Origin of the sequence: Mycobacterium sp. 852014-50255_SCH5639931, from assembly GCF_001665605.1 — a bacterium.
Classification (GTDB): Bacteria; Actinomycetota; Actinomycetes; order Mycobacteriales; family Mycobacteriaceae; genus Mycobacterium; species Mycobacterium paraffinicum.
Genome location: NZ_LZSV01000038.1, coordinates 89,471 through 114,511 on the forward strand (window position 1 = coordinate 89,471; position 25,041 = coordinate 114,511).

A 25,041-nucleotide genomic window follows, 5' to 3' on the forward strand; every position below is an offset into this window, starting at 1 on the left:
GACTCCAGTCAACGACTTAGAGTTGGCTCTAAGTCAAGCGTCGAAGGAGGGCCGATGAGTCCACGGCTGACGATCGGCGAGGTGGCGCGCCACGCCGGGGTCGCGGCGACCACGCTGCGGTACTACGAACAGATCGGCTTGGTGCCGCCGCCTGGGCGGCTGGGCGGGCAACGCCGCTACGACCATTCGGTGCTGGCCCGGCTCGAGGTGATCCGGCTCTGCAAATCGGCCGGCTTCGCGCTGGAGGAGATCCAGGTGCTGTTCGCCGACGACGCACCGGGGCGGCCGGCCAGCCGAGCCCTGGCCGAGGCCAAGCTCGCCGAAATCGATGCCCAGATGGAGTCGCTGGCCCAGGCCCGGGCGGTCATCGAGTGGGGCATGCGCTGCACGTGTCCCTCAATTGACTCGTGTACCTGTGGAATTCATACCGCGTTGCCCGCCTGAGCAAAGGAGCTCCCATGAGTCAGCCGCACACCATCGCCGTGCAGAACTTCTCCCACGTGTGCATCGGCGTCTCCGACATCGAGGCGTCGCTGGCGTTCTACACCGCGGTGCTGGGCATGGACGTCGTGTTCGACGTCGAACTCGACGGGGCCGCCCTTGATTCGGTGACCGGCGGGGCCGCGCAACGCGGGCGCATGGTCGGCGGGCTGATCGGTGCCGCCATGGTCGAACTGCTGTCGCTGGGCGCGGTCCCCGACTGCCCGAGCGGGCCGCACCTGGGCTACACCAACATCTCGTTCCGGGTCGACGACCTCGACGCCACCTTCGACGCCGTTCGGCGCGAACATCCCGACGTCCGGGCCGAGCCGCCCGTCGACATCGGCGGGGTGCGGATGTTCTTTATCTATGACCCCGACGGCACCCCCATCGAACTGCTGGAGTTGCCCGCCGGCATATCGAGCACGCTGCAGCTCTGGCGCCCGGATCCAGCATGATCCATTCCGCGTCCCCGATCACGGACGTACGCTCACGAAGGCAGAGCTGAGAGGACACCCATGACGACAGCCGAGCGCCCGGTCACCCTATGCGAGGCATTCCAGCGCAGCGCGTCGATCGATCCGGAGGCCGTCGCGCTCCGCACGCCCGGCGACACCCAGACGATGACGTGGAGCGAGCTTGCCGCGCAGGTACGGAAGGTCACCGCCGGCCTGGCCGGCCTGGGGGTCCGGCGGGGCGACACGGTGTCGCTGATGATGGCCAACCGCGTCGAGTTCTACCCCTTCGAGATCGGCGCCCAACACCTTGGCGCCACTTCGTTTTCGGTGTACAACACGCTGCCCGCAGAGCAGCTGACCTACCTGTTCGACAACGCCGGCACAAAGGTCGCGATCTGCGAGGAGCAGTACGTGGACCGAATCCGCGCCAGCGGCGCGCCCATCGAGCACATCGTCTGCATCGACGGTTCGCCGCCCGGCACCATTTCGGTGGACGACCTATACGCCGCCGCGCAACAGGATTTCGACTTCGAGGCGACCTGGCGGGCGGTGCGACCCGACGACGTCGTCACGCTCATCTACACCTCCGGGACCACCGGAAACCCCAAAGGTGTGGAGATGACCCACGCCCATCTGCTGTTCGAGGCGTATGCCCTCAACGCCGTCCTCCCGTCCCAGTTCGGTGACCGGGTCACGTCGTACCTGCCGACGGCGCACATCGCCGACCGGGTGATGGGTCTCTACGGCCTGGAAGTATTCGGCGCCCAGGTCACTGTCGTCTCCGATATCCGCGCCATCGCCGCCGCCCTGCCCGACGTGCGGCCCACGGTGTGGGGCGGGGTGCCGCGCGTGTGGGAAAAGCTCAAGGCCGGAATCGAATTCGCCGTCAGCAGCGAGACAGACGAGGTCAAGCGTCAAGCCTTGCAGTGGGCGATGTCGGTGGCCGCCAAACGCGCCGCCGCGCTGGTGGCCGGCGAGCCGATGCCGGACGAGCTGGCCGCCGAATGGGCGCAGGCCGACGAGTTGGTGCTGTCAAAGCTGCGCGAACGGCTTGGCTTCGGCGAACTCCGTTGGGCCGTCTCAGGCGCGGCTCCGATCCCGAAGGAGACGCTGGCGTTCTTCCTGGGCATCGGCATCCCCATCGCCGAGGTCTGGGGGATGTCGGAGCTGAGCTGCGTCGCCGCCGTCAGCCATCCGCGCGACGCGCGCCTGGGCACCGTCGGCAAGCTGCTGCCCGGGCTCGAGGGCAAGATCGCCGACGACGGCGAATATCTGGTGCGCGGTCCGCTGGTGATGAAGGGCTACCGCAAGGAACCCGCCAAGACCGCGGAGGCCATCGACGCCGACGGCTGGCTGCACACCGGCGACATCATCGACGTCGACGACGAGGGCTACCTGAGGATCATCGACCGCAAGAAGGAGTTGATCATCAATGCGGCCGGAAAGAACATGTCGCCGGCCAACATTGAGAACACCGTGCTGGCCGCGTGTCCGATGGTCGGCGTGATGATCACGATCGGTGACGGGCGGTCGTTCAACGCCGCCCTCATGGTCTTCGACGCCGAATCGGTCGGGCCGTACGCGGCCCAGCACGGCCTGGCCGACGCGTCGCCCGCGGCCCTGGCGAACCATCCGGAGGTCATCTCCCGGATCGCCGCGGGGGTGACCGAGGGCAACGCCAAACTGTCACGGGTGGAACAGATCAAGCGTTTCCGGATACTGCCCGAGCTCTGGGAACCTGGGGGAGACGAGATCACGCTGACCATGAAACTCAAGCGCAAGCCGATCATGACGAAGTACGCGAGCGAGATCGAGGAACTCTACGCGCCCGAACTGCACCCGGAGGTGCACGAGCCGTCGGCGGCCGCGACGGTGCAGCCGGCATGAGCGGGGGACCGGGGGCGACCGCCCGCGAATTCGGCCGGGCCGGCGTGCGGAAGTTGCTGCAGCGCACCGGCATTGTCGAGGAGTCGACGACACCGCTGACGACCGACCCGGTGGAGGTCGTCCAGCTGCTCGCCGCCCCGTGGTATGACGAGCGGCTGAGTGGGCTGGCCGACGAGCTGGGGCGCGACCTGGCGAGCGTGCGCGCCGAGGCCGCGTGCTACCTGCGGGAGATGGCGCCCTCGCTGGACGAGCGGGCGGTCAGGGCCTGGCGCAGCTTCAGTTGCTGGCTGATGCGCGCCTACGACGTGCTGGTCGACGAGGACCAGATCGCGCAGCTGCGCAAACTGGATCGCAAAGCGACGCTGGCGTTTGCCTTTTCGCATCGCTCCTATCTGGACGGCCTGCTGCTGCCGGAGGTGATTCAGGCCAACCGGCTCTCGCCCGCGCTCACGTTTGGCGGGGCGAACCTGAACTTCTTCCCGATGGGCGCCTGGGCCAAGCGCACCGGCACGATCTTCATCCGGCGTCAGACCAAAGACATTCCCGTGTACCGGTTCGTGTTGCGCGCCTACGCGGCCCAGCTGGTGCAGAACCACGCCAACCTCACCTGGTCGATCGAAGGCGGCCGCACCCGGACCGGCAAGCTGCGGCCCCCGGTCTACGGGATCCTGCGCTACATCAGCGACGCCGTCGACGAAATCGACGGACCTGAGGTGTATTTGGTCCCCACCTCGATCGTGTACGACCAGCTGCACGAGGTCGAGGCCATGACCACCGAGGCGTACGGTGCCACCAAGCGGCCCGAGGACTTCCGTTTCCTGATCCGGCTGGCGCGGCAGCAGGGTGAGCGGCTCGGCCGCGCGTACCTGGACTTCGGCGAACCGCTGCCGCTGCGCAAGCGCCTCGAGGAGCTGCGCGCCGAGGAGTCCGGAGCGGGCACCGAGATCGAACGCATCGCGCTGGACGTCGAACACCGGATCAACCGCGCCACCCCGGTCACCCCCACCGCGGTGGTGAGCCTCGCGCTGCTGGGCGCCGACCGCTCGTTGTCCATCAGCGAGGTGCTGGCCACCGTGCGGCCGCTGGCGAGCTACATCGCGGCGCGGAACTGGACGGTGGCCGGCGCCGCCGACCTGACGAATCGCTCGACCATCCGTTGGACGCTGCATCAGCTCGTCGCCTCGGGCGTGGTCAGCGTGTATGACGCCGGCACCGAACCGGTTTGGGGCATCGGGGCGGACCAGCACCTGGTCGCCGCGTTCTACCGCAACACGGCCATCCACATCGTGGTCGATCGCGCGATCGCCGAGACGGCGTTGCTGGCGGCCATCGAAGACGCCGAGGGCTCGGTGGACGGGCTAGTGCAGCCGACGCGCGTACGAGACGAGGCGCTGGCCCTGCGCGAGTTGCTGAAATTCGAGTTCCTGTTCTCCGCGCGCGCGCAATTCGAAAAGGAGCTCGCCGACGAAGTGCGCCTGCTCGGGCGGGTGGAAGACACGAGCAAGGCCGCCTGCGCGGCCGATGTACGCGGGCTACTGGAAAAGGCCGACCTGCTGTTGGCGCACCTGGTGTTGCGCCCGTTCCTGGATGCCTACCACATCGTCGCCGACCGGTTGGCCGCCTACGAAGACGAATCATTCGACGAGAACGCGTTTCTCGCCGAGTGCCTCGAGGTCGGCAAGCAGTGGGAGCTGCAGCGCAGGATGGCCAGCGCCGAGTCGAGGTCGATGGAGCTGTTCAAGACCGCGCTGCGGCTGGCCCGGCACCGCGAGTTGGTGGACGGCTTCGAGGACCTGGATATCGCGCGGCGGCGGCGCGAGTTCGCCGACGAGATCGCCACCGCCGTCCGGCGGGTCAACACCATCGCGGGCCTGGCCGGGGCGCGGTAACCAACGCTTCGCTCGCATGCGCTATGACTTGACGGACAACGTCTGCCGCAAGCAGCGAATCGAGGGGTCGATGAGTGACACATTCGGCGGGCAGACCCGCCCACTGATCGCGTTCACCACGCAGGACAACGCGCCGCCGATCACACCGGCCCCCATCAGCCGGCCGTGGATGTCGCAGATGCGCAACGGTTGGCCGAACCGGTGCCTGCCGATGCTGATCGCCAACCAAAGTGGCTGGGAGCTGCGCAACCCGTGCGCCTTCACCGCGACGTGGATGGGCGGGGACGACAGCTTGGGCGTGATCATCGCCCCGGACCGGCGCGACCCCCGGCAGCTCCTGCCGTTCAGCCATTTCGGTCACGGCATCCTGACGTGGCACCTGCCGATGCTTTTCCGTACCCCGCCCGGCTACAACCTGTTGGTCCGCGGGCCGGCGAACTACCCGAAGGACGCCGTGTCACCTCTGGAAGGGATAGTCGAAACGGACTGGGCCACATCGAGTTTCAGTATGAGCTGGCAGATCACCCGCAAGATGATGCCGGTGCGCTTCGATGTCGACGAACCGATCTGCATGATCGTCCCGCAGCGCCGGGCCGAGCTGGAAGAGTTCGCCCCGGAGATCAGGCCGATCGACTCCGACGAGGAAGTGCGCCGCAAGCACGAGTTCTTTCTGCGTTCACGCAACGAGCTGGGGCAGGCGCAGGCCGCGACCAACACCGCCCTCGGTGAAAAGGTGCCGTGGCAAGGCGACTACACGCGGGGCAGGCATTCCGACGGCGAGGCGGGGGCCCCCGATCACCAGACGCGCATCCACCTGCGCCCATTCGTCGAGTCGCGGGGCGAGAAGCAGCAATAGGGTCATCCCGCGTGCTTCGCGGTCAGCTCCGGGATTCGCGTCGGCGCCTGGGCCGATGATCCGGCCCAGCCGATGTACCCGTCGGGGCGCACCAGTACCGCGGGCCCGCGCGCTACCTGACGGGCCCGGCACCCCCGGGGCCCTCGGCCTAGAGTTGGTGCCATGCCACTTTCAGGGGAGTACGCACCGAGCCCATGGGACTGGGCCCGCGAACAGGCCGAGAAGTACGAGCAGTCGGGCGGGACCGAAGCCACCGACATGAAGGGGAAACCCATCATCGTGCTGACCACAGTCGGGGCCAAGACGGGCAAGCTGCGCAAGACCCCGCTGATGCGGGTCGAGCACGACGGCGAGTACGCGATCGTCGCCTCACTCGGCGGGGCCCCGAAGCACCCCGTCTGGTACCACAACATCGTCAAGAACCCCCGGGTCGAGCTGCAGGACGGCGGCACCACCCGCGAATACGACGCCCGCGAGGTGTTCGGTGACGAGAAGGCGGTCTGGTGGGAGCGCGCCGTCGAGGCCTGGCCGGACTACGCCGAATACCAGAAGAAAACGGACCGCCAGATCCCGGTGTTCGTGCTGAGCCCGGTCGGCTGAATTCCGGAGTTGATCGGCTGGCATGGCACCATTGATCAGTGTCCGCCGAATTGAGCCATAGCCCGAGCGTCGCGCCGCTGTGCGCGGCTGACATCGACGGCGCGGCCAAGCGGATCGCCGCGGTGGTCACGCCGACCCCGTTGCAGTACAGCGACCGGTTGTCGGCGATCACCGGCGCGCACGTCTACCTGAAGCGCGAAGACCTGCAGGTGGTGCGCTCCTACAAGCTGCGCGGGGCCTACAACCTGCTGGTGCAGTTGTCCGACGAGGAACTGGCAGCGGGCGTGGTGTGCTCGTCGGCGGGCAATCACGCGCAGGGCTTCGCCTACGCGTGCCGGACGCTGGGGGTGCACGGCCGCGTCTACGTGCCCGCCAAGACTCCCCAGCAAAAGCGGGACCGCATCCGCTACCACGGCGGTGATTTCATCGAGCTCATCGTGGGCGGAACCACCTATGACCTGGCCGCCGACGCCGCGCTGGCCGACGTCGAACGCACCGGCGCCACGCTGGTGCCGCCCTATGACGACCCCCGCACCATGGCCGGTCAGGGCACCATCGCCGTCGAGGTGCTGGACCAATTGGATGACGAGCCGGACCTGGTGGTGGTCCCCGTGGGCGGTGGCGGCTGCATCGCCGGCATCACCACCTACCTGGCCGAGCGGACGACGAACACGTCGGTGCTGGGCGTCGAACCGGCCGGGGCCGCGGCGATGATGGCCGCACTGGCCGCCGGCGCGCCCGTGACACTGGACCACGTCGACCAGTTCGTCGACGGCGCGGCGGTGCGCCGCGCGGGCACCCTGACCTACGCCGCGCTGGCCGCCGCCGGCGACATGGTGTCGATCACCACGATCGACGAGGGAGCGGTGTGCACCGCGATGCTGGACCTCTATCAGAACGAGGGCATCATCGCCGAGCCGGCGGGCGCGCTGTCGGTCGCGGGGCTGCTGGAGGCCGACGTCGAGCCCGGTTCCACGGTGGTGTGCCTCATCTCGGGCGGCAACAACGACGTGTCGCGCTACGGCGAGGTGCTGGAGCGCTCGCTGGTCCACCTCGGCCTCAAGCACTACTTCCTGGTGGACTTCCCGCAGGAGCCCGGTGCGTTGCGCCGGTTCCTCGACGAGGTGCTGGGGCCCGACGACGACATCACCCTGTTCGAGTACATCAAGCGCAACAACCGCGAAACCGGCGAGGCGCTGGTGGGCATCCAACTGGCGTCGTCGGCGGATCTGGACGGCCTGCTGGCGCGGATGCGGGCGACGGAGCTTCACGTCGAACGCCTGGAGCCCGGCTCACCGGCCTACCGCTACCTGCTGTTCTAGACCCGGGCCAGGTACGGCGGCAGCGCCATCGCGGGATCCAGATCCCCGGCCGGCACCGGCGTCCCGGCCGTCACGCTCAGCGGCACCACCCCCGCCCAGTGCGGCAGTGCGCAATCCTCCGGATCGTCCACCGGGGCGCCGGTGCGCACCTTGGCCGATACCTCCACGAGGTCTAGCGCGAGTACCCCGGTGGCGGCCAGCTCGCGCGCGTTCGGGGCTCGGCAATCGGCGGCGCGCCCGGACGCTAGGTGATCGAGCAGGCCGGTGAGCGCCCGCAGTTTCTCCGCCTCGTCGTCGACGACACGCGCGGAGCCCAGCACGACGACGGAGCGGAAGTTCACCGAATGGTGCATCGCGGCACGGGCCAGCACCAGCCCGTCGACCAGCGTGACGGTGACGCACACCGGCAGACCGACCGGCGCCGCCCGGGCCGCCAGCACGGGACCGCTGCCGGTGGAACCGTGCAGGTAGAGCATCTCGCCCAGGCGGGCGTGCGTGGTGGGCAGAACCACCGGCCGGCCGGCGCTGAGGTAGCCGAGGTGGCAGATCAGCGCCTCGTCCAGGATCTGGTGCACGGTTTCGCGGTCGTAGCGCGCCCGCTCCCGGTAGCGGGTGGGCGTGGTGCGCGGGGTCGGCTGGTACCCGGTTTGCATAGCGTAGACCTTTGTTCTAGTACATAATGATTAGTGTGCCAGTACAAAGCAGCATAACCGGGACGGGCGCGGAGTCCATAGCCGCCAGCATCGAAGCCGCCATCTCGGCGGGCTCCCTGGCGCCCGGTGATGCGCTGCCGCCGGTGCGCGACCTGGCCGCCCAGCTCGGCGTGAACGCCAACACCGCCGCCGCGGCCTACCGCCTGCTGCGGCATCGCGGGGCCGTGGAGACCGCCGGCCGGCGCGGTACCCGGGTGCGGCACCGCCCGGCGACCACCCCCCGATCCCTGCTGGCGCTCGACGTCCCCGCCGGCGTGCGTGACCTGTCGACCGGCAACCCGGACCCCGCCCTGCTGCCCCTTGCGGGCGCCACGCTGCCCAATCCGGTTGCCGGCCGCCCGGTGCTGTATGGCGAGCCGGCCATGTCGGCGGCCCTGGCGGAGTTCGCGCGGGCGGCGCTCTCCGCCGACGGTGTACCGTCCGATCACCTCGCGGTGACGAGCGGTGCGCTCGATGGAATCGAGCGCGTCCTGACCGCGCATCTGCGTCCCGGTGACCGGGTCGCGGTGGAGGACCCGGGCTGGGCCAACCTGCTCGATCTGCTTGCCGCCCTGGGCCTTTCGGCCGAGCCGGTCCGGGTCGACGACGACGGGCCGCTGGCCGACGACCTGGCGCGGGCCCTGGACCGCGGCGTGCGTGGGCTGATCATCACCAATCGCGCCCAAAACCCTACGGGTGCGGCGCTATCCGCTGATCGCGCAGAAGCGTTACGGCCACTGTTGGCGCAGCGGGCCGGCGATGTGCTGCTCGTCGAAGACGATCACTGCGCGGGCATCTCCGGCGCGCCGCTGCACTCGTTGGCCGGCGTGACCGAGCATTGGGCGTTCGTGCGATCCGCCTCCAAGGCCTACGGACCCGACCTGCGGGTGGCCGTACTCGCGGGTGACCATCGCACCGTCGAGCGCGTGCACGGCCGACTGCGGCTCGGCCCGGGCTGGGTGAGCCACCTGCTGCAGGACCTGGCCGTCAGCCTGTGGTCGGACCAGGCGGCCGCGCGCCTCGTCGGCACGGCCGAGCGGCAATACGCCGACACCCGCCGGCGGCTCTGCGCCGCCCTGGCCGAGCGTGACGTCGCCGCCCACGCGCGCTCCGGCCTCAACGTATGGATTCCAGTGCTCGACGAGACGGTCGCGATCACCCGGCTGCTCCGCGCGGGCTGGGCCGCGGCGCCGGGCACGCGGTTCCGGATCCGTACGCCGGCGGGCATCCGGGTCACCATCGCCGACCTACGCGCCGACGAGATCGACCCCCTGGCGGACGCGATCGCCGAGGCGGTGCACGGCTCGGGCCGCCCCAGCGTCTAGCCGGGCGTCAACGCCCCTCGCCGCCACCGCTTCCCAGACCCGGGCCCGTCCACAACAGCGCCACGCTGCGCTCCGGTGGCGTTTCGTTGACTACGACGAGCGGGGCCGGTGCCGGCTTCTTCTTCCTCAGCAAGCCGATCCACCGGCTTAGGGATTGATTCATGGGCGAATCATCGGCGGTCGCGCGGCCGGCCGCGCACCGTCATCCACAGGCTTACGCCCGTTCGCGCACCGCCAGGATGGCGAACGAATGGCCTTCCAGCACCGTGCTATCGGCATCGACCGCGGGATCACCCCAGGCCAGCACCACGTCGCCGGTGACGGGCACCTTTGTCGCCTCGGTGTCGAGGTTGCACACGATGCGCAGCCGGCCGCGCGACACGCTGATCCAGCGTTGCGCCTCGTCGTAGTCGACCGCGAGGTGGTCCAGCCAGGGGTCGGCCAGGTCGGGGTCGCTGTGCCGCAACGCGATCAGGTCGCGGTAGAGCCGGTGCAATCGGCCGTGTTCGCCGGAGTCGACCTCGTCCCAGTTGAGTTTCGAGCGCTGGAACGTCTCCGGGTCTTGCGGGTCCGGAATTTCGTCGGCGTCCCAGCCGTGTTCGGCGAACTCCGCCTTGCGCCCTTCCGCGGTGGCCTTGGCCAGCTCCGGCTCGGGATGCGAGCTGAAGAACTGGAACGGGGTGGACGCTGCGTACTCCTCACCCATGAAAAGCATTGCGGTGAAGGGTGTCCCGAGCACCAGCGCCGCCTTGATCGCGAGCTGGCCGCCGGTCAGGTTCTGCGACGGGCGGTCCCCGAGGGCCCGGTTGCCCACCTGGTCATGGGTGCAGGTGTAAGCGACCAGCCGGGTGGCGGGAACGGAACCCGTGTCCAGCGGCCGCCCGTGCCGGCGGCGCCGGAACGACGAATAGGTGGCGGCGTGAAAGTAGCCGTGCCGCAGCGTCTGGGCGAGGCTGGCCAGCGACCCGAAGTCCGCGTAGTACCCCTGGCGTTCACCGGACACAGCGGTGTGGATGGCGTGGTGGATGTCGTCGGCCCACTGCGCCGTCAGCCCGTAACCGCCGCGGTCGCGCGGGGTGATCAACCGCGGGTCGTTGAGGTCGCTTTCGGCAATCAGCGACAGCGGGCGGCCCAATTGGTTTGCCAGCCAGTCCGTTTCGGTAGCCAGCTCCTCGAGGATGTGGAAGGCGGTGGTGTCCACCAGCGCGTGCACGGCGTCCAGGCGCAGGCCGTCGGCGTGGAAGTCACGCATCCAGCGCAGCGCGCACCCGATGATGTAGCGGCGCACCTCGTCGGAGTCGGTATCGGCGATGTTGATGCCTTCGCCCCACGGGTTGCTCGCCGACGACAGGTAGGGGCCGAACTTGGGCAGGTAGTTGCCCGACGGGCCGAGGTGGTTGAACACCGCGTCGATGAGCACCCCCAGGCCGCGCGCGTGGCAGGCGTCGACCAACCGGACCAAACCGTCGGGGCCGCCGTAGGGCTCGTGCACGCTGTACCAGAGCACGCCGTCGTATCCCCAGCCGTGCGTTCCGGCAAAGGAATTCACCGGCATCAGCTCGACGAAGTCGACCCCGAGGTCCACCAGGTAGTCGAGCTTCTCGATGGCGGAGTCGAAGGTGCCGCCGCCGGTGAAGGTGCCCAGGTGCATCTCGTAGATCACCGCGCCCTCGACCGGCCTGCCCTGCCAGTCGCCGTCGGTCCAACGAGCGCCGGCCGGGTCCCACAGCTGTGAGCGGGCGTGCACGCCGTCGGGCTGCCGGGGCGAGCGCGGGTCGGGCAACACGGTGGGATCGTCGTCGAGCAGGAACCCGTAGCGGGCGTCCGGCGCCGCGTCGACGTTCGCGTGCCACCAGCCGTCATCCGCGCGCGTCATCGCGTGCACCTGGCCCTCGACGTCGAGCCGGACCAGCTCCGGTTTGGGCGCCCAGACCCGGAATTCAGTCATTGTGGCGCTCCAGCAAGACGACGGGCAGGTCGGCGAACAATTGCGCCGCCGAGGTCGGTCCGTCCGCGATGGCCCCGGTGAGCGCGTCCTTCCACGTCCCTTCGGGCAGCGGCAGCACCGTGTTGCCCCAGCCGGTTTCGGTCAGCCGCACGGTCCAGCGGGTGACCGCGACCAGGACGTCGTCACCCCGGCGGAACGCCAGCACATGCTCGCTGGCGTCGCCGCTGGCCAGCACGGGGACGTAGTTGCCGCGCAGGAAGCTGTCCGGATGGGAGCGTCGCACCCGAAGCGCCGTGGTGACGACCCGAATCTTGGGGTGTTCCAACGCCTTCAGGGCGGCCCGCCGGGCGGTGTAGTCGACGGCCCTGCGGTTGTCCGGGTCGACGAGGCTGTCGTCCCAGAGTTCGGTGCCCTGGTAGACGTCCGGTATCCCGGGCACCGTCAGGGCCAGGAGCTTCTGGCCCAGCGCGTCGCTGGCGGCGTGCGGGTTGAGCTGGGTGACCAGTTTGGTCAGCTGACCGGCCACCGGGCCGTCGAACACGGTGTCCAGCCACCGGTGCACCGCGTCCTCGAACTCGGCGTCCGGATCGTTCCACGAGGTATGCCAGGCCGCTTCCCGGATGGCCTTCTCGGCGTAGCCGTGCAGCCGTTCGCGCAGCTCCGGGCCGACCTCGCCACTGACCGTCCAGACGCCGAAGATGTTCTGCCACAAGAACTGTCCTGTCGCCCGGTCAGGGGAGGGCGCGTCGGCCTCCCAGCGGGCGACGAACTCGGCCCACAGCGACGGGACCTGCGAGAGCACCCCGATCCGGGCACGCACGTCCTCACCCCGTTTGGTGTCGTGGGTGGTCAGCGTCGTCATCGTCTGCGGCCACAAGCGGGCACGGTCGGCCGCGCTCTGGTGGAACTCCGCCGCACCGACACCGAAACGATGCGGTTCGCCACCCACCTCGTTGAGCGACACCAGCCGGGCGTCGCGGTAGAAGTAGCAGTCCTCGACGGATTTGGCCGTGACCGCGCCGCAGAGTTGCTGCAGGCGGGTTACCGGCTCGCCGCCGCGGGCCAGTGCCGCGGCGAGCACCTGCAGCGCGGGTCCCAATTCCGGTGAGTGCGCCTGGGTTTCGGCCAGCGCGGTGGGCATGATCGCCGACAGCCCCGGATAATCGCAGCGGTAGACGCCGATATGGGTGAGCAGCGCGGCGACCGCTTCGGGCAGCTGCGGATGATCGGCGCCGGACGCCGCCACGATGCTGCGGCGCAGCCGGCGCAGCTCGCTCGCCAACGTGTCGGTGGCCGCGCGGACCTTGAGTTCCGCCAACATCTCCGGCGCCGCCCCGTAGTCCAGCCCCGCCGACTCGACCAGCTCGGTCAGGGCGGGGGCGCCACTCGGGTCGACGAAGACGCCGCCGATCTCCCGCAGCACGTCGTAGCCGGTGGTGCCGCCGATGGGCAGGGTGGGTTCCAGCGCCTCGTCGACCGCGAGGATCTTCTCGATCACGATCCACGTCTGCGGTCCAACCGCTTCGCGCAGCCACGCCAAATAGCCGCAGGGGTCTGACAATCCGTCGGGGTGGTCGATGCGCACGCCGTCGACGAGTCCCTCGGCGGCCCACCGGGCCACCTCGGCGTGGGTGGCGTCGAACACCGCGCGATCTTCCTGGCGCAGTCCGGCCAACGACGTGATCGAGAAGAAACGCCGGTAGCCGCAGACGCCGTTGCGCCAGCCCACCAGCCGGTAATGCTGGCGGTCGTGCACCTCGGGCCCGGTGCCCTCGCCGGTACCGGGCGCGATGGGCAGCGCCAGGTCGCCCAACCGGAGCAGGTCCCCGTCGACCTTGAGGTCGGTGGCGTCGTCGTCGGAACCCAGGATGGGCAGCACGATCCGGCCGTCCTCGTCGAGGTCCCAGTCGACGTCGAAATATGTTGCGTAGTCCGAGGAACGGCCGTGCCGCAAGACGTCCCACCACCACGCGTTCTGTTGGGGCTGGTCGATCCCCAAGTGATTGGGCACGATGTCGACGATCAGGCCGATGCCGCGCTCTCGCGCCGCCGTGGACAGCCGCGCCAGCCCGTCTCGGCCGCCGAGTTCGGGCGAGACCGTCGTCGGGTCGGTGACGTCGTAGCCGTGGTTCGAGCCGGCGGCAGCGGTCATGATCGGCGACAGGTAGACGTGCGAAACCCCGAGTTCGTCCAGGTAGTCCAGTAGGTTTTCCGCGTCGGCGAAGGTGAACGCGAACCCGCTGGCCTCACCACGCAGCTGCAGCCGGTAGGTCGACAGTATGGGAAAGGCCATGCGTCAGAAGGTCTTACGTAATACCAGGAGCGAACGTCCGGGCAGCGAGACTTTCTCTTCGGGTTTCACCAGCTGATCGGCGTCACCGCCCGGATGGTTGGTGTCCAATTCCACGGTCCACTCCTGCGCATAGTCGTCGTTCGGCATCACGAACTCCACGGGTTCTTCGCCGGCGTTGAAGCACAACAGGAATGAGTCGTCGACGACCCGTTCGCCGCGTGCGTTGGGTGCCGTGATGGCCTCACCGTTGAGGAACACCGCCACACACTTGTGAATGCTCTCGCCCCAATCCTCGTGCGTCATTTCGCGGCTGCTCGGATTCAGCCAGGCGATGTCGCGCACTTCCTCGCCGGTTCGGATCGGCTCACCCTCGAAGAACCGGCGCCGGCGGAACACCGGATGGTGCTTGCGCAGCGTGCTCACCTTGCGCGCGAACGCCAGCAGGTCCGAATTCTTGTCCGCCAACGACCAATCCATCCAAGACAATTCGGAGTCCTGGCAGTAGACGTTGTTGTTGCCGTCCTGGGTCCGCCCAAGCTCGTCGCCGTGCGCGATCATCGGCGTGCCCTGGCTGAGCATCAGGGTCGCCCAGAAGTTGCGCATCTGGCGGCAGCGCAGCTCCATGACCTCCGGGTCGTCGGTGGGTCCCTCGACGCCGCAGTTCCACGAGCGGTTGTGGCTTTCGCCGTCCCGGTTTTCTTCGCCGTTGGCCAGGTTGTGCTTCTCGTTGTAGGAGACCAGGTCGTTGAGCGTGAACCCGTCGTGGGCGGTGACGAAGTTGATGCTGGCGCTGGGGCGCCGGCCGGTCGCCTCGTACAGGTCCGACGACCCGGTCAGCCGGGACGCGAACTCGCCAAGGGTTGCGGGCTCGCCCCGCCAGTAGTCACGCACAGTATCGCGATACTTCCCGTTCCACTCGGTCCACAAACCCGGGAAATTTCCCACCTGATAGCCGCCCTCGCCGACGTCCCATGGTTCGGCGATCAATTTGACCTGGCTGACGATCGGATCCTGCTGCACCAAATCGAAGAACGCGCTCAATCGGTCGACGTCGTGCAGCTCGCGTGCGAGTGTGGCCGCCAGATCGAAGCGGAAGCCGTCGACGTGCATCTCGGTCACCCAGTAGCGCAGCGAATCCATGATGAGTTGCAGCACGTGCGGGTGGCGCGGGTTGAGGCTGTTGCCGGTGCCGGTGTAGTCCTTGTACAACCGCAGGTCCGTGTCCACGAGCCGGTAGTACGCCGCGTTGTCGATGCCGCGGAAGTTGATGGTCGGCCCCAGGTGGTTGCCCTCGGCGGTGTGGTTGTACACCACGTCAAGGATGACCTCGATGTTGGCTTCGTGAAAGCTGCGCACCATTGATTTGAACTCTGCGACGCTGGCGTTGCGGTTGGACGCGTATTGGTTGTGCGGCGCGAAATACCCGAAAGTGTTGTAACCCCAATAGTTTCGCAGGCCCAGGTCCAGCAGCCGCGAGTCGTGCATGAACTGGTGCACCGGCATGAGCTCCAGCGCGGTGACGTTGAGCGACTTGAGGTGATCGATGACCAGGGGATGTGCCAGGCCGGCGTAGGTGCCGCGAAGCTCCTCGGGGATGCCCGAGTGGGTCCGCGTCATGCCCTTTACGTGGGCCTCGTAGATCACCGTTTCGTGGTAGGGGGTGAGCGGCGGCCGGTCGGAGCCCCAGTCGAAGAAGGGATTGCTCACCACGCTGGTCATGGTGTGGCCGAGCGAGTCGACCATCGGGGGAGTCCCGGGGTCGGCGTCATCGGCATTGGGGTCGTCGGGGTGGACCGCGTTGAGGTCGTAGGAGAACAGCGCCTGGTCGAAGGTGAAGTCGCCGTGGAAGGCCTTGCCGTACGGGTCGAGCAGCAGCTTGCTCGGGTCGCACCGGTGGCCGGCCGACGGATCGAAGGGCCCGTACACCCGGAAGCCGTAGCGCTGGCCGGGGGTGATGTTCGGCAGATAGGCATGCCAGACAAAGCCGTCAACCTCGTCGAGGGGGATCCGCGACTCCGCTCCGGCATGGTCGATCAGACACAACTCGACCCTCTCGGCTATCTCGGAGAACAACGAGAAGTTGGTCCCCGCGCCGTCATAGGAAGCTCCGAGCGGATAGGGGGTCCCCGGCCACACGGTGGCCAGTTTCGGCTGTTGGTTACCAGTAACGCCTGTTTCTGAAGCGTATTTGTCGGTCGGCACCTTCTGACCTTATCCGCGCTCGGGGGCGTGGGGGCGCGTCACCACCAACCGGTGTTGGCCGCGATCTGGCGGCCCAATTCCCCTGCCATGGTTCGCACGTAAGTGGGGGTGAGGTGGTGGGCGCCGTGGTAGATCAGCACGTTTCCCTCGACCGGGCGGCACACGTCGGCACGGCAGATCGCGTCGGACATGTCGAGCACCTTCAGCAGCGGGAACTGGGCGACGAAGTCGAGGGTCTGATTGTGGTCGGACAACACGTCGGAACGCTTGATCGCGCATGACTGGGGGTTGCCGCCCTTTTTGGCGAGGCAATCCGCCGGGTCGAACGGCTGGCCGTTCTTCACCAGCCACGGGGTGTCCCGCATGCCGAGGATCGGAATGTTGTTGTCGGAGAACCTCTGCCAGATCCCGATGTAGGTCGCCGGCATCACGTCGCCGGGCTTGATGTTCCACGGCCGGGTGGTCGTGGTGAACACGTAGTCGGGATGGTCGGCAATGACCTTGGTCATCGTCTGTTCCACCCACTCCCGGCACTGCGGGTAGGCGGCGTTGTTGCCCATGATCAGCGGCACTTCCTCGGTGGACAACGGGCAGCCCATCTTGAGGTAGGTCACCACCTTGAAGTGGTGCAGCTGGCCGAGCAGGCTCAGCGCGGGCAGCCAGTGTTCGGCATGGGACCCACCCGCCAGCGCGATGGTGCGGTCGGCGGCCACGTCGCCGTAGGTGCAAACGACCACGGCCGGGTTGACGAAGTCGCTGATGCAACCGTCGCGGGTGGAGGACGGCAGGTCTTCTTTGACCTCCAGCACGCTGGGCCGCATCGGCAACGCCGGCACCCGCACCCGTTCGGTCAGGGCGCGCGCCCCCGGATAGTCCTGCGGGTTGAGCACGCTGAGCTCCTTGCCCGCGGCGCGCAGGACGGTGACGTGCTGGCGCCATGTGAACGACGTCGCCGTCAGCGTCACGCCGAGCAGCACGATCGCGGTTCCCAGCGCCATCGTGGGCCTGGGCAGGCGCGCCAGCCACGCGGGTGCGGGCGCCGGTAATTTCCCGGAGGCGCGGTAGCGCAGCGGGTCCTCGACGAGCCGGGTGGTCAGGTAGGCGAGCAGGCCCGACACCAGCAGCACGGCCGTGCCTTCGACGAAACTGGCGTGCCGGTGCCCGGTGAAGGACAGCCAGAAGATCAGCAGCGGCCAGTGCCACAGGTACAGGGAGTACGCCATCGCGCCCAACGCGACGAGCGGCCCGGCCGCCAGCAGGCGATTCGCCAGCGGCAGCCGGTCCCTCAGATCACGCTGCAGGTTCGCCCCGGCCAGGATCATCAGCATGGTGGCCCCGACGGGCACCAGGGCCCACGGGCCGGGAAACTCCTTCACGCCGTCGATCAGGGCGCCGCAGGACACGATCGCCGCCAGCGCGACGGTGGCCAACACCGTCCGCAGCCACATCGGCCAGCGGATGGCCGGCACCACCGCGCCGACCAGCGCCCCGAGTAACAACTCCCATGCGCGCCCGAAGCTGTTGTAGTAGGCGGCGGCCTGGTCGTCCTGATGCGCCACGATCGCGTACAAGAACGACGCCACCGTCAGCGCCGTCAGCAACACCAGGAAAAGGGTGCGCAGGTGGGCGCCCAACGGACGCCGGAAGAAGTATGCACAGCCGGCGATCAACAGCAGGAAGCCGACGTAGAACTGGCCCTGCACCGACATGGACCAGATGTGCTGCAGGGGGCTGACGGCTTCGCCCGCGCGCAGGTAGTCGGAGGCGGTGTTGGCCAGCTCCCAGTTCTGGTAATAGCCGAGGCTGGCGAGGCTTTGGTCGGCGAAGGTCTCCCAGCGGGTCTCCGGTTGCACGAGGATGGTCAGCACCGCGCACCCGGCCAGCACCACGACCAGAGCGGGGACCAGGCGGCGGACGAGCCGGATCACCTCGGCGACCGGCGACAGGGTGACGGCCGGATTGAGTGCCGCGCGAATGATTTTGCCGCCGAAGAAGAATCCGGACAGCGCCAGGAACACGTCGACACCGCCGGAGACGCGGCCGAACCAGACATGGAACACGGCGACCAGCGCGATCGCGATACCCCGCAACCCGTCGAGGTCGTAGCGGTAGAACCCCGCATTACGCGTTCCCGTGGCGACCGTTTCCTCGGTCGCGATCGGAAGGGGAGGCGGGGACAGGGTCGACATGATCGACCGCTAATTTACCGAAAACCGCCACCCGCTCCCGTTTAGGAGCAGGTGGCGGCGGTCGATAGTCCCGGAAGCCCCGGGAAATTACCGGGCGGGGCCGGCGGCCGGGGGCAGGAACGGCGATTGCTGGGGCGGCAACAGCTGCACCGGGGCCTGTTGCGGCGGCACTTGCTGCGTCGGCAGCTGCGGGAGCGGGGCCAGCGGCGCCGGCTGCGCCGGGAGTCGCTGCAGCGGCGCTTGCTGAACCGGGGCCTGCGCGGACTGCTGCTGCAACGGCGCTTGCTGCACCGGCGCCGGCTGCACCGGCGCCGGCTGCACCGGCGCCGGCTGGGCCGGAGCCTGCGGCAGCGGGGCCTGCTGCTGGGCGGGCAGTTGCTGCAGCGGCGCTTGCTGCAAGGGGGATTGCAGCGGGGCTTGCTGCGCGGGCAGTTGCTGCACAGGGGGCTGCTGCAGCGGCGCTTGCTGCGCCGGCGCCTGCGTCGGCACCTGCTGCGGCAGTTGCTGGGCCGGCGCCGGCTGGACCCCGAGGACCCGGACCAGATAGGGAGCCATGCCGTTGGCGCGCACCGGCGAAACCTGGACGACGTCGCCCACCTCGAGCATCTGGTTGTTCCCCAGGTACATCGCGACGCTCTGTGTGCCTTCGGGCCCGTAGAAGATCAGGTCACCCTTCTGCGCCTGCTGCGGCAGAACCTTCTGACCGACCCTGTACATCGCCCCGGACGATCGCGGCAGCTTGATGCCCGCGCCGGCGTAGGCGTATTGCATCAGGCCCGAGGCGTCGAACCCGACGGTGTTGATGCCCGAACCGGTGCCGCGGGTGGGTCCGTTGATGCCGCCGCCGGCCCAGGAAAACGGCACGCCGCGCTGCGACAGCCCGCGCGCGATCACCACGTCGGTGACCTGCTGGTAGTCCATCGGCCGGGTGCCCGGGTCGGCGGATGCGACCACGGGGGCGACCACCGGGGCCGCAAGCATCGCCAGACCGATCGCGATGGCGTAGATGCGTTTCATTGTTCTTGGCCTCTCAGGCGCTCAGTGGCCTCAGCGCGGTGACTTCACGCGTCCGCCGCCGATCCATGCCCTGGGCGAGGACCCCCACGTTGGGGCCGCGCCGCCGCATGACACTTGCGGATGTGACAGCGGGCGCACGACACCCCTGTATTCACATCAGTCACTGCAACCACTCTGACAACAGAAGGGGTTAGCCGCCAGGCCCCGGCGGCATTTTTTGTCGTACCGTGACCGGACGGTGACTGGGCGGCGCGAATCCCGTATGCGCAGTTGTGATTTCGGTCTCAGTCGGGCGCGCGGAGGACCGACCGCGGCGGCGGCGCGCCTAGAGCCAATAGCGTTCGCTGAAGGTGGTCAGCAGGGAGCCGACGACCGAGCTGACCATCACCAGCGTGAGGGCCAGAACCGGCCAGAAGGACATGTACCAGCCCTTCAGCATGGAAACGAGGGGGCCGACAACAGCGGCGGCGATCGCCGCGCCGATACCGCCCCACACCACCGGGCGGATGTAGTAGTCGATCCCGAAGGGCACCGGCCCGCATGTCTCGTCGGCGCACACGTGCTCGAGGAAGCCGAAGAGGCGGTCCGGCCACGTCGTCGCGGTGGCCAGGATGACGAGCACCGCCAACAGCACGACGGTGGAAACGACGTCCCATGGGGCCAGCCGCACGCGAATGACCCGCGGCGCTTCGTCGTCGTAATCGACCAGCGGGGAATTGGTTTTCGCGGTCGGAGACGCGCCCGCGGCGGGGTGACCGGGCGATTGCGGCGTAGCCATCGGATCCCATGCTCCCCGATGGGTGGGCTTTGTGCGACTCGGCTGCTTTACCCTCGATCACTATGCCTGCGGCGAGGGCCGGGCTGACGCCCGAGCAGATCAGCGCGATCGACGCCGCGCATCTATGGCACCCGTACAGCACCATCGGTGGCGAGGCCGTCGCGCCGGTGGTGGCCGTCGCGGCGCGCGGCGCCTGGCTGACCTTGATCCGTGACGGCCGGCCGATCCAAGCGCTCGACGCGATGAGCTCCTGGTGGACCGCGATCCACGGGCACGGCCATCCGGTGCTGGATGCGGCGCTGACCAGGCAGCTGGGCGTGATGAACCATGTCATGTTCGGCGGGCTCACCCACGAACCGGCCGCCCGGCTGGCGCAGCTGCTGGTGGACATCACCCCGGCGGGGTTGGACACCGTTTTCTTCAGCGACTCGGGCTCGGTGTCGGTCGAGGTAGCGGTCAAGATGGCGCTGCAGTACTGGCGCGGCCGCGGCCGGCCCGGCAAGCACCGGCTGATGACGTGGCGGGGCGGCTACCACGGGGACACCTTCACGCCGATGAGCGTCTGCGACCCCGACGGCGGCATGCACTCGCTGTGGACCGACATCCTGGCCCGCCAGGTGTTCGCCCCGCAGGTGCCGCGCGACTACGACCCCGGCTACAGCGCGGCGTTCGAGCAGCAACTCGCCCGGCACGCCGGCGAACTGGCGGCCGTCATCGTCGAACCGGTGGTGCAGGGCGCGGGCGGGATGCGCTTCCACGACCCCCGCTACCTGCGCGACCTGCGCGAGCTGTGCTTCCGGCATGACGTGCTGCTGATCTTCGACGAGATCGCCACCGGCTTCGGCCGCACCGGCGAGCTGTTCGCTGCTGACCACGCCGGGGTGAGTCCCGACATCATGTGCGTGGGCAAGGCGTTGACCGGCGGATACGTCACCCTGGCGGCCACCCTGTGCAGCACCGACATCGCGCACACCATCAGCGCCGGCGAGGCCGGCGCGCTCATGCACGGGCCCACCTTCATGGCCAATCCGCTGGCCTGCGCGGTGTCGGTGGCCAGCGTCGAGCTGCTGCTCGACCAGGACTGGCGCGCGCGGGTCGGCGAGATCGCCGCCGGGCTGGCCGCCGGGCTCGAGCCCGCCCGGGGACTGCCCGGCGTCATCGACGTGCGGGTGTGCGGGGCGATCGGCGTCATCGAGTGCGCCCGCCCGGTCGACCTGGCCGTCGCCACCCCGGCGGCCATGGGGCGCGGCGTGTGGCTGCGCCCGTTCCGCAACCTGGTCTACGCGATGCCGCCCTACATCTGCCCGCCGGCCGAGATCGCCCAGATCACCTCGGCGATGGTCGAGGTCGCGCGCCTCGTTGACTAGCGGCGACGACCCGCAGCGCCCGGCTTCGCCGCGCTGGCGATCGCCACTAGGCTGATCCCCGATGAGGGCACCGATCGAGACGTCACCGCTGGCCTGGCTGGAGGCGGTGGAAAGTCGGCGCCGCGAGGCCGGGCTGCGCCGGTCGTTGCGGCCGCGGCCCGCCGTCGCCACCGAGCTGGACCTGGCGTCCAACGACTACCTCGGGCTGTCCCAGCACCCAGACGTGATCGAGGGCGGCGTCGCGGCGCTGCGCATGTGGGGCGCCGGCTCCACCGGTTCCCGCCTGGTCACCGGCGACACCGAGCTGCACCAGCAATTCGAGTCCGAGCTCGCCGAATATGTCGGCGCCGCATCGGGATTGCTGTTCTCCTCGGGATACGCGGCCAACCTGGGCGCGGTCGTCGGCCTGTCGGGCCGGGGCGCACTGCTGGTGTCCGACGAGCTTTCGCACGCCTCCCTGGTCGACGCCTGCCGGCTGTCGCGGTCCCGGGTGGTGGTCACACCGCATCGCGACGTCGATGCCGTGGAGACCGCCCTCGCCGCACGCGACGAGGAGCGCGCCGTCGTCATCACCGAGTCGGTGTTCAGCGCCGACGGCGCCCTGGCGCCGCTGCGGGAGCTGCACGAGGTCTGTCGCCGGCACCGCGCGCTGCTGATCGTCGACGAGGCCCACGGCCTGGGCGTGCGCGGGGGAGGGCGCGGGCTGCTGTACGAGCTCGGGCTGGCGGGCGCCCCCGACGTGGTGCTGACCACGACGCTGTCCAAGGCGCTGGGCAGCCAGGGCGGGGTGGTGCTCGGGCCCGCGGCCGTTCGTGCCCACCTGATCGACGCGGCGCGCACGTTCATCTTCGACACCGGCCTGGCGCCCGCGGCGGTGGGCGCCGCGCTGACCGCGCTGACCGTGCTGCGGGCCGAACCGTGGCGACCCGAGGCGGTGTTGCGACATGCCCGCATCCTGGCCGAGGTGTGCGACGTGCCCGAGATCCCGCAGTCGGCGGTGGTGTCGGTGGTCCTGGGGGACCCGGAGGTGGCCCTGGCCGCCGCGACCGCCTGCCTGGACGCCGGCGTGAAGGTGGGCTGTTTTCGGCCTCCGACCGTGCCGGCTGGGACCTCCCGGTTGCGGCTGACCGCGCGCGCGTCGCTGGATGCGGCCGAACTCGAGATCGCGCGGCGGGTGCTCACCGACGTGCTTGCTGTGACGCGCCCTTGACCGTCCTGGTCGTCACGGGGACGGGAACCGGGGTCGGCAAGACCATCGTCACCGCCGCGCTGGCCTGTCACGCGCGTCAGGCCGGCATCGACGTGGCGGTGTGCAAACCGGTCCAGACCGGCACCGACACCGGCGACGACGACCTGGCCGAGGTCGCCCGGCTGTCCGGCGTGACCGAGTTGGCCGGGCTGGCGCGCTACCCGCAACCGCTGGCGCCGGCCGCCGCCGCCGAGCTGGCCGGCGCCGCGCTGCCCAGCGGCGACCAGGTGCTGCGGCTGGTCGCCGGCCTGGATCGCCCGGGCCGGCTGACGCTGGTCGAAGGGGCCGGTGGGCTGCTCGTCGAGCTCGCCGCCGCGGGCGTCACCCTGCGCGATCTGGCCGTCGAGACGGGTGCCGCGGCGCTGGTCGCGGTGACCGCGGAACTGGGCACCCTCAACCACACCGCGCTGACGCTGGAATCGCTTGCCGCCCATGATGTCCCGTGCGCCGGGCTGGTCATCGGCAGCTGGCCGGCGCGCCCCGGGCCGGTGGAGACCTCGAACCGGTCCGCCCTGGACCGGCTGGGTCCGGTGCGGGCCGCGCTGCCGGCGGGGGCCGGATCGATGGACGCCGCGCAGTTCGGGGCCATGAGCGCCGCGGCGTTCGACCGCGACTGGGTCACCGCGCTGGTCCGCTGATGGTGCATTCCATCGAGCTGCTCTTCGACGGCGACACCGAGTCGACGATCCGCGGGCTCTGGGACGCGCTGGCCGGCGCCGGAATTCCCAGCCAGGCGCCGGCCGGGCGGCCGCACGTCACGCTCGCGGTGGCCGACCGCATCGCCGAGGAGGCCGACGCCGCGCTCCGGCCGCTGACCGACCGGCTGCCGCTGGGCTGCGCCGTCGGCGCGTCGTTGCTGCTCGGGCGGTCCAACGCGATCCTGGCCCGGCTCATCGTGCCGACGGCGGAGCTGCTGGATTTCCACGCGGAGGTGCACCGGCTGTGCGGCGAGCACCTGGTCCCCGCGCCGGCCCCCACCAGCCTGCCCGGCCAGTGGACGCCGCACGTCACGCTGGCCCGGCGCGTCGGGGGACCGGTTTTGAGCCGGGCGCTGCGGATCGCGGGGCGGCCCACTCTCGTCGAGGGGAGCTTCGCCGGTTTGCGGCACTGGAACGGCGAGAAGAAGGTCGACTACCTGATCGGCTAGCCGCCGAACAGCAGGTACAGGCCGGTGAAGGTGTAGCCGACCATGACCAGCATCATGGTCAGCTGGCCGGTGAGCTGATGGCCGCTCGGCAGTAGCCGCAGGGCCTTGTCGTGGGCCGCGATCACCGCGACGATGTGGCCGGTGACCACGCAGGCCACCTTGATCCCGGCCAGCACCGGCGGGTGGGCGGACAACACGTAGGCCACCTGCTGGTGCGCCAAGCCCAGCAAATTCCAGCCGCGGCCGAACGGGTCGGCCAACGCGAACACGGCCTGCTGTCCGCGCTCGACGAGATAGGTCAGGTAGTGCGCGAAGATGTAGCCCACCACGATCGGGATCAGGGAATGCGCCATCTGGCCGGGCAGGGCACCCCGCTGCTCTCGGTCCACACCGCCCGTCGCGCGCGCGGCGAGCGAAAAGGTTACCGCTACAACAGAAATGAAGACCACCAGCCCGAGGGTCCGCAGCAGCGACGACGCCAGCGTCGGCGTCAGGCCGACGTCGCGAGACAGCCCGTCGGCAAAGCCGCGCCACGTCGGGGACGACGAGAAACTGTCGAACGCCGTGGACCCGAGTAAGACCGCGAGCAACACGACCACCCCGGGCCGCACGGGCAGCGACGGCAAATGGTCGAGCGGGTTCCCGACGACGATCTTCCCGCTCTCCGGGTTGCGGCGAAACGGGGACAGGCGAGACACCGCCATGCTGTACACGCCGAACGGGTCGGCGCGGGCCAGCCAGCGCTGGCCATACAGCCAGGCGCCCACCAGCATGGCCACGGCATACACACCCAGCCACGCGCGCACCCAGGGCAGCGACGCCGGGTTCGGGCTGGCCAGCTCCATCCAGACGAACGCGAACAGGCCCAGCGCGCCCGGCCGGTAGCCCCAGCGTTCGGGATAGGACCGCCGCGGTCGATGCAGGCGCTCGGGTGTGGCCCGTCGCAGCAACAGGTAGACCGTCCGCATCGGGGAAATGACCCGCCAAACCGGCCCGATCGCCAGTGACAGCGCCACCAACCCGACCCACAGCAGCACGTAGAACACGCCCAGCAGGGCATTGGTCTCCGACTGCGGGCCCCACACCCCGGCCGCCAACGCCCACGCGGCGAACACCAGCGCCAGCCCGGCGGCCGTCCACCGCGTCGCCCGGGCGTCAACCAGCGCGGTCACCGCCGCGGGCAGTGGGCGGCCGGGCTTGAGCGGATCGAACCGCGGCCGCCGCCAGGCGAAGGCGACCAGCGCGAAGGTGAACGTCAGGGCCCACGCCGCGCCGACCATCGCGTACATGTACGGCACCGGAAGGTCGCCGGATCCGCCGAGCCCGTGCGCGAGCACCACGG

At 69.4% G+C, this 25,041-nt stretch carries 20 protein-coding genes and 1 pseudogene; 12 read left to right on the top strand and 9 right to left on the bottom strand.

The window, feature by feature from the left end; translation table 11 throughout:
- Positions 1-54: 54 nt before the first annotated feature.
- The 7 genes from A5758_RS23120 (at position 55) to ilvA (ending at position 7,492) form a co-directional block, all read left to right on the top strand.
- Positions 55-444, top strand: coding sequence for a helix-turn-helix domain-containing protein (locus tag A5758_RS23120; RefSeq protein ID WP_067744910.1), 390 nt, complete (start codon positions 55-57; stop codon positions 442-444).
- 14 nt (positions 445-458) lie between these two features.
- Positions 459-938, top strand: a complete 480-nt coding sequence (locus tag A5758_RS23125) for a VOC family protein (RefSeq protein WP_067744913.1) — start codon at positions 459-461, stop codon at positions 936-938.
- 60 nt (positions 939-998) lie between these two features.
- Positions 999-2,825, top strand: a complete 1,827-nt coding sequence (fadD11, locus tag A5758_RS23130) for a fatty acid--CoA ligase FadD11 (protein WP_067744915.1) — start codon at positions 999-1,001, stop codon at positions 2,823-2,825.
- Positions 2,822-4,714, top strand: coding sequence for a lysophospholipid acyltransferase (locus A5758_RS23135; RefSeq protein WP_067744918.1), 1,893 nt, complete (start codon positions 2,822-2,824; stop codon positions 4,712-4,714). The genes fadD11 and A5758_RS23135 overlap by 4 nt, the downstream gene beginning before the upstream one ends.
- A gap of 70 nt (positions 4,715-4,784) precedes the next feature.
- Complete coding sequence (locus A5758_RS23140; RefSeq protein WP_067204133.1) at positions 4,785-5,570, top strand: DUF6065 family protein; 786 nt, start codon at positions 4,785-4,787, stop codon at positions 5,568-5,570.
- Positions 5,571-5,732: 162 nt separating this feature from the next.
- The gene (locus tag A5758_RS23145) at positions 5,733-6,170 is read left to right on the top strand and encodes a nitroreductase family deazaflavin-dependent oxidoreductase (protein WP_067204098.1); all 438 of its coding nucleotides are present in this window, start codon (positions 5,733-5,735) and stop codon (positions 6,168-6,170) included.
- 38 nt (positions 6,171-6,208) lie between these two features.
- Entirely contained in the window at positions 6,209-7,492 is a 1,284-nt protein-coding gene (ilvA, locus tag A5758_RS23150) for a threonine ammonia-lyase (protein ID WP_067744932.1), read from the top strand.
- Here ilvA and A5758_RS23155 read toward each other — a convergent pair.
- Entirely contained in the window at positions 7,489-8,145 is a 657-nt protein-coding gene (locus tag A5758_RS23155; RefSeq protein WP_067744935.1) for a pyridoxamine 5'-phosphate oxidase family protein, read from the bottom strand. The genes ilvA and A5758_RS23155 overlap by 4 nt on opposite strands.
- Positions 8,146-8,180: 35 nt before the next feature.
- On the opposite strand from A5758_RS23155, the gene A5758_RS23160 reads away from it, so the two are divergent.
- Entirely contained in the window at positions 8,181-9,509 is a 1,329-nt protein-coding gene (locus A5758_RS23160) for an aminotransferase class I/II-fold pyridoxal phosphate-dependent enzyme (protein ID WP_067744938.1), read from the top strand.
- Positions 9,510-9,516: 7 nt separating this feature from the next.
- On the opposite strand, the gene A5758_RS25950 is transcribed toward A5758_RS23160, so the two are convergent.
- The 7 genes and pseudogenes from A5758_RS25950 to A5758_RS23190 all read right to left on the bottom strand — a co-directional run bounded on the left by A5758_RS25950 (position 9,517) and on the right by A5758_RS23190 (position 19,936).
- Positions 9,517-9,672, bottom strand: coding sequence for a hypothetical protein (locus A5758_RS25950; RefSeq protein WP_156622758.1), 156 nt, complete (start codon positions 9,670-9,672; stop codon positions 9,517-9,519).
- A gap of 51 nt (positions 9,673-9,723) precedes the next feature.
- Positions 9,724-11,457, bottom strand: coding sequence for a malto-oligosyltrehalose trehalohydrolase (gene treZ, locus A5758_RS23165; RefSeq protein ID WP_067744941.1), 1,734 nt, complete (start codon positions 11,455-11,457; stop codon positions 9,724-9,726).
- Positions 11,450-13,750 (bottom strand): malto-oligosyltrehalose synthase, encoded by a 2,301-nt coding sequence (gene treY, locus A5758_RS23170; RefSeq protein WP_067744944.1) that lies wholly within the window; start codon positions 13,748-13,750, stop codon positions 11,450-11,452. Before treY ends, treZ begins: the two co-directional genes overlap by 8 nt.
- 3 nt (positions 13,751-13,753) lie before the next feature.
- Positions 13,754-15,952 carry a glycogen debranching protein GlgX gene (gene glgX / locus A5758_RS23175; RefSeq protein WP_067744947.1) on the bottom strand — a complete coding sequence of 733 codons (2,199 nt, stop codon included), beginning with the start codon at positions 15,950-15,952 and terminating at the stop codon, positions 13,754-13,756.
- Positions 15,953-15,990: 38 nt separating this feature from the next.
- The gene (locus A5758_RS23180; protein WP_067744950.1) at positions 15,991-18,141 is read right to left on the bottom strand and encodes an acyltransferase family protein; all 2,151 of its coding nucleotides are present in this window, start codon (positions 18,139-18,141) and stop codon (positions 15,991-15,993) included.
- Between the two features lie 363 nt (positions 18,142-18,504).
- Positions 18,505-19,158 (bottom strand): annotated as a pseudogene (ripD, locus tag A5758_RS23185) (NlpC/P60 family peptidoglycan-binding protein RipD); the annotation flags it as partial.
- A 325-nt stretch (positions 19,159-19,483) separates the two neighbouring features.
- Positions 19,484-19,936, bottom strand: coding sequence for a hypothetical protein (locus tag A5758_RS23190; protein WP_067744965.1), 453 nt, complete (start codon positions 19,934-19,936; stop codon positions 19,484-19,486).
- A gap of 62 nt (positions 19,937-19,998) precedes the next feature.
- Here A5758_RS23190 and A5758_RS23195 point away from each other — a divergent pair, with 62 nt between their 5' ends.
- The 4 genes from A5758_RS23195 (at position 19,999) to A5758_RS23210 (ending at position 23,699) form a co-directional block, all read left to right on the top strand.
- A complete protein-coding gene (locus tag A5758_RS23195; protein ID WP_067744968.1) occupies positions 19,999-21,303 on the top strand; it encodes an adenosylmethionine--8-amino-7-oxononanoate transaminase in 1,305 nt (434 codons plus the stop codon).
- A 61-nt stretch (positions 21,304-21,364) separates the two neighbouring features.
- Positions 21,365-22,513, top strand: a complete 1,149-nt coding sequence (locus tag A5758_RS23200; protein WP_067744971.1) for an 8-amino-7-oxononanoate synthase — start codon at positions 21,365-21,367, stop codon at positions 22,511-22,513.
- Positions 22,510-23,190, top strand: a complete 681-nt coding sequence (bioD, locus tag A5758_RS23205) for a dethiobiotin synthase (RefSeq protein WP_067744974.1) — start codon at positions 22,510-22,512, stop codon at positions 23,188-23,190. Before A5758_RS23200 ends, bioD begins: the two co-directional genes overlap by 4 nt.
- Positions 23,190-23,699 carry a 2'-5' RNA ligase family protein gene (locus A5758_RS23210; RefSeq protein ID WP_067744977.1) on the top strand — a complete coding sequence of 170 codons (510 nt, stop codon included), beginning with the start codon at positions 23,190-23,192 and terminating at the stop codon, positions 23,697-23,699. The genes bioD and A5758_RS23210 overlap by 1 nt, the downstream gene beginning before the upstream one ends.
- On the opposite strand, the gene A5758_RS23215 is transcribed toward A5758_RS23210, so the two are convergent.
- Entirely contained in the window at positions 23,696-24,988 is a 1,293-nt protein-coding gene (locus A5758_RS23215) for a hypothetical protein (RefSeq protein ID WP_231987384.1), read from the bottom strand. The genes A5758_RS23210 and A5758_RS23215 overlap by 4 nt on opposite strands.
- Between the last annotated feature and the right edge of the window lie 53 nt (positions 24,989-25,041).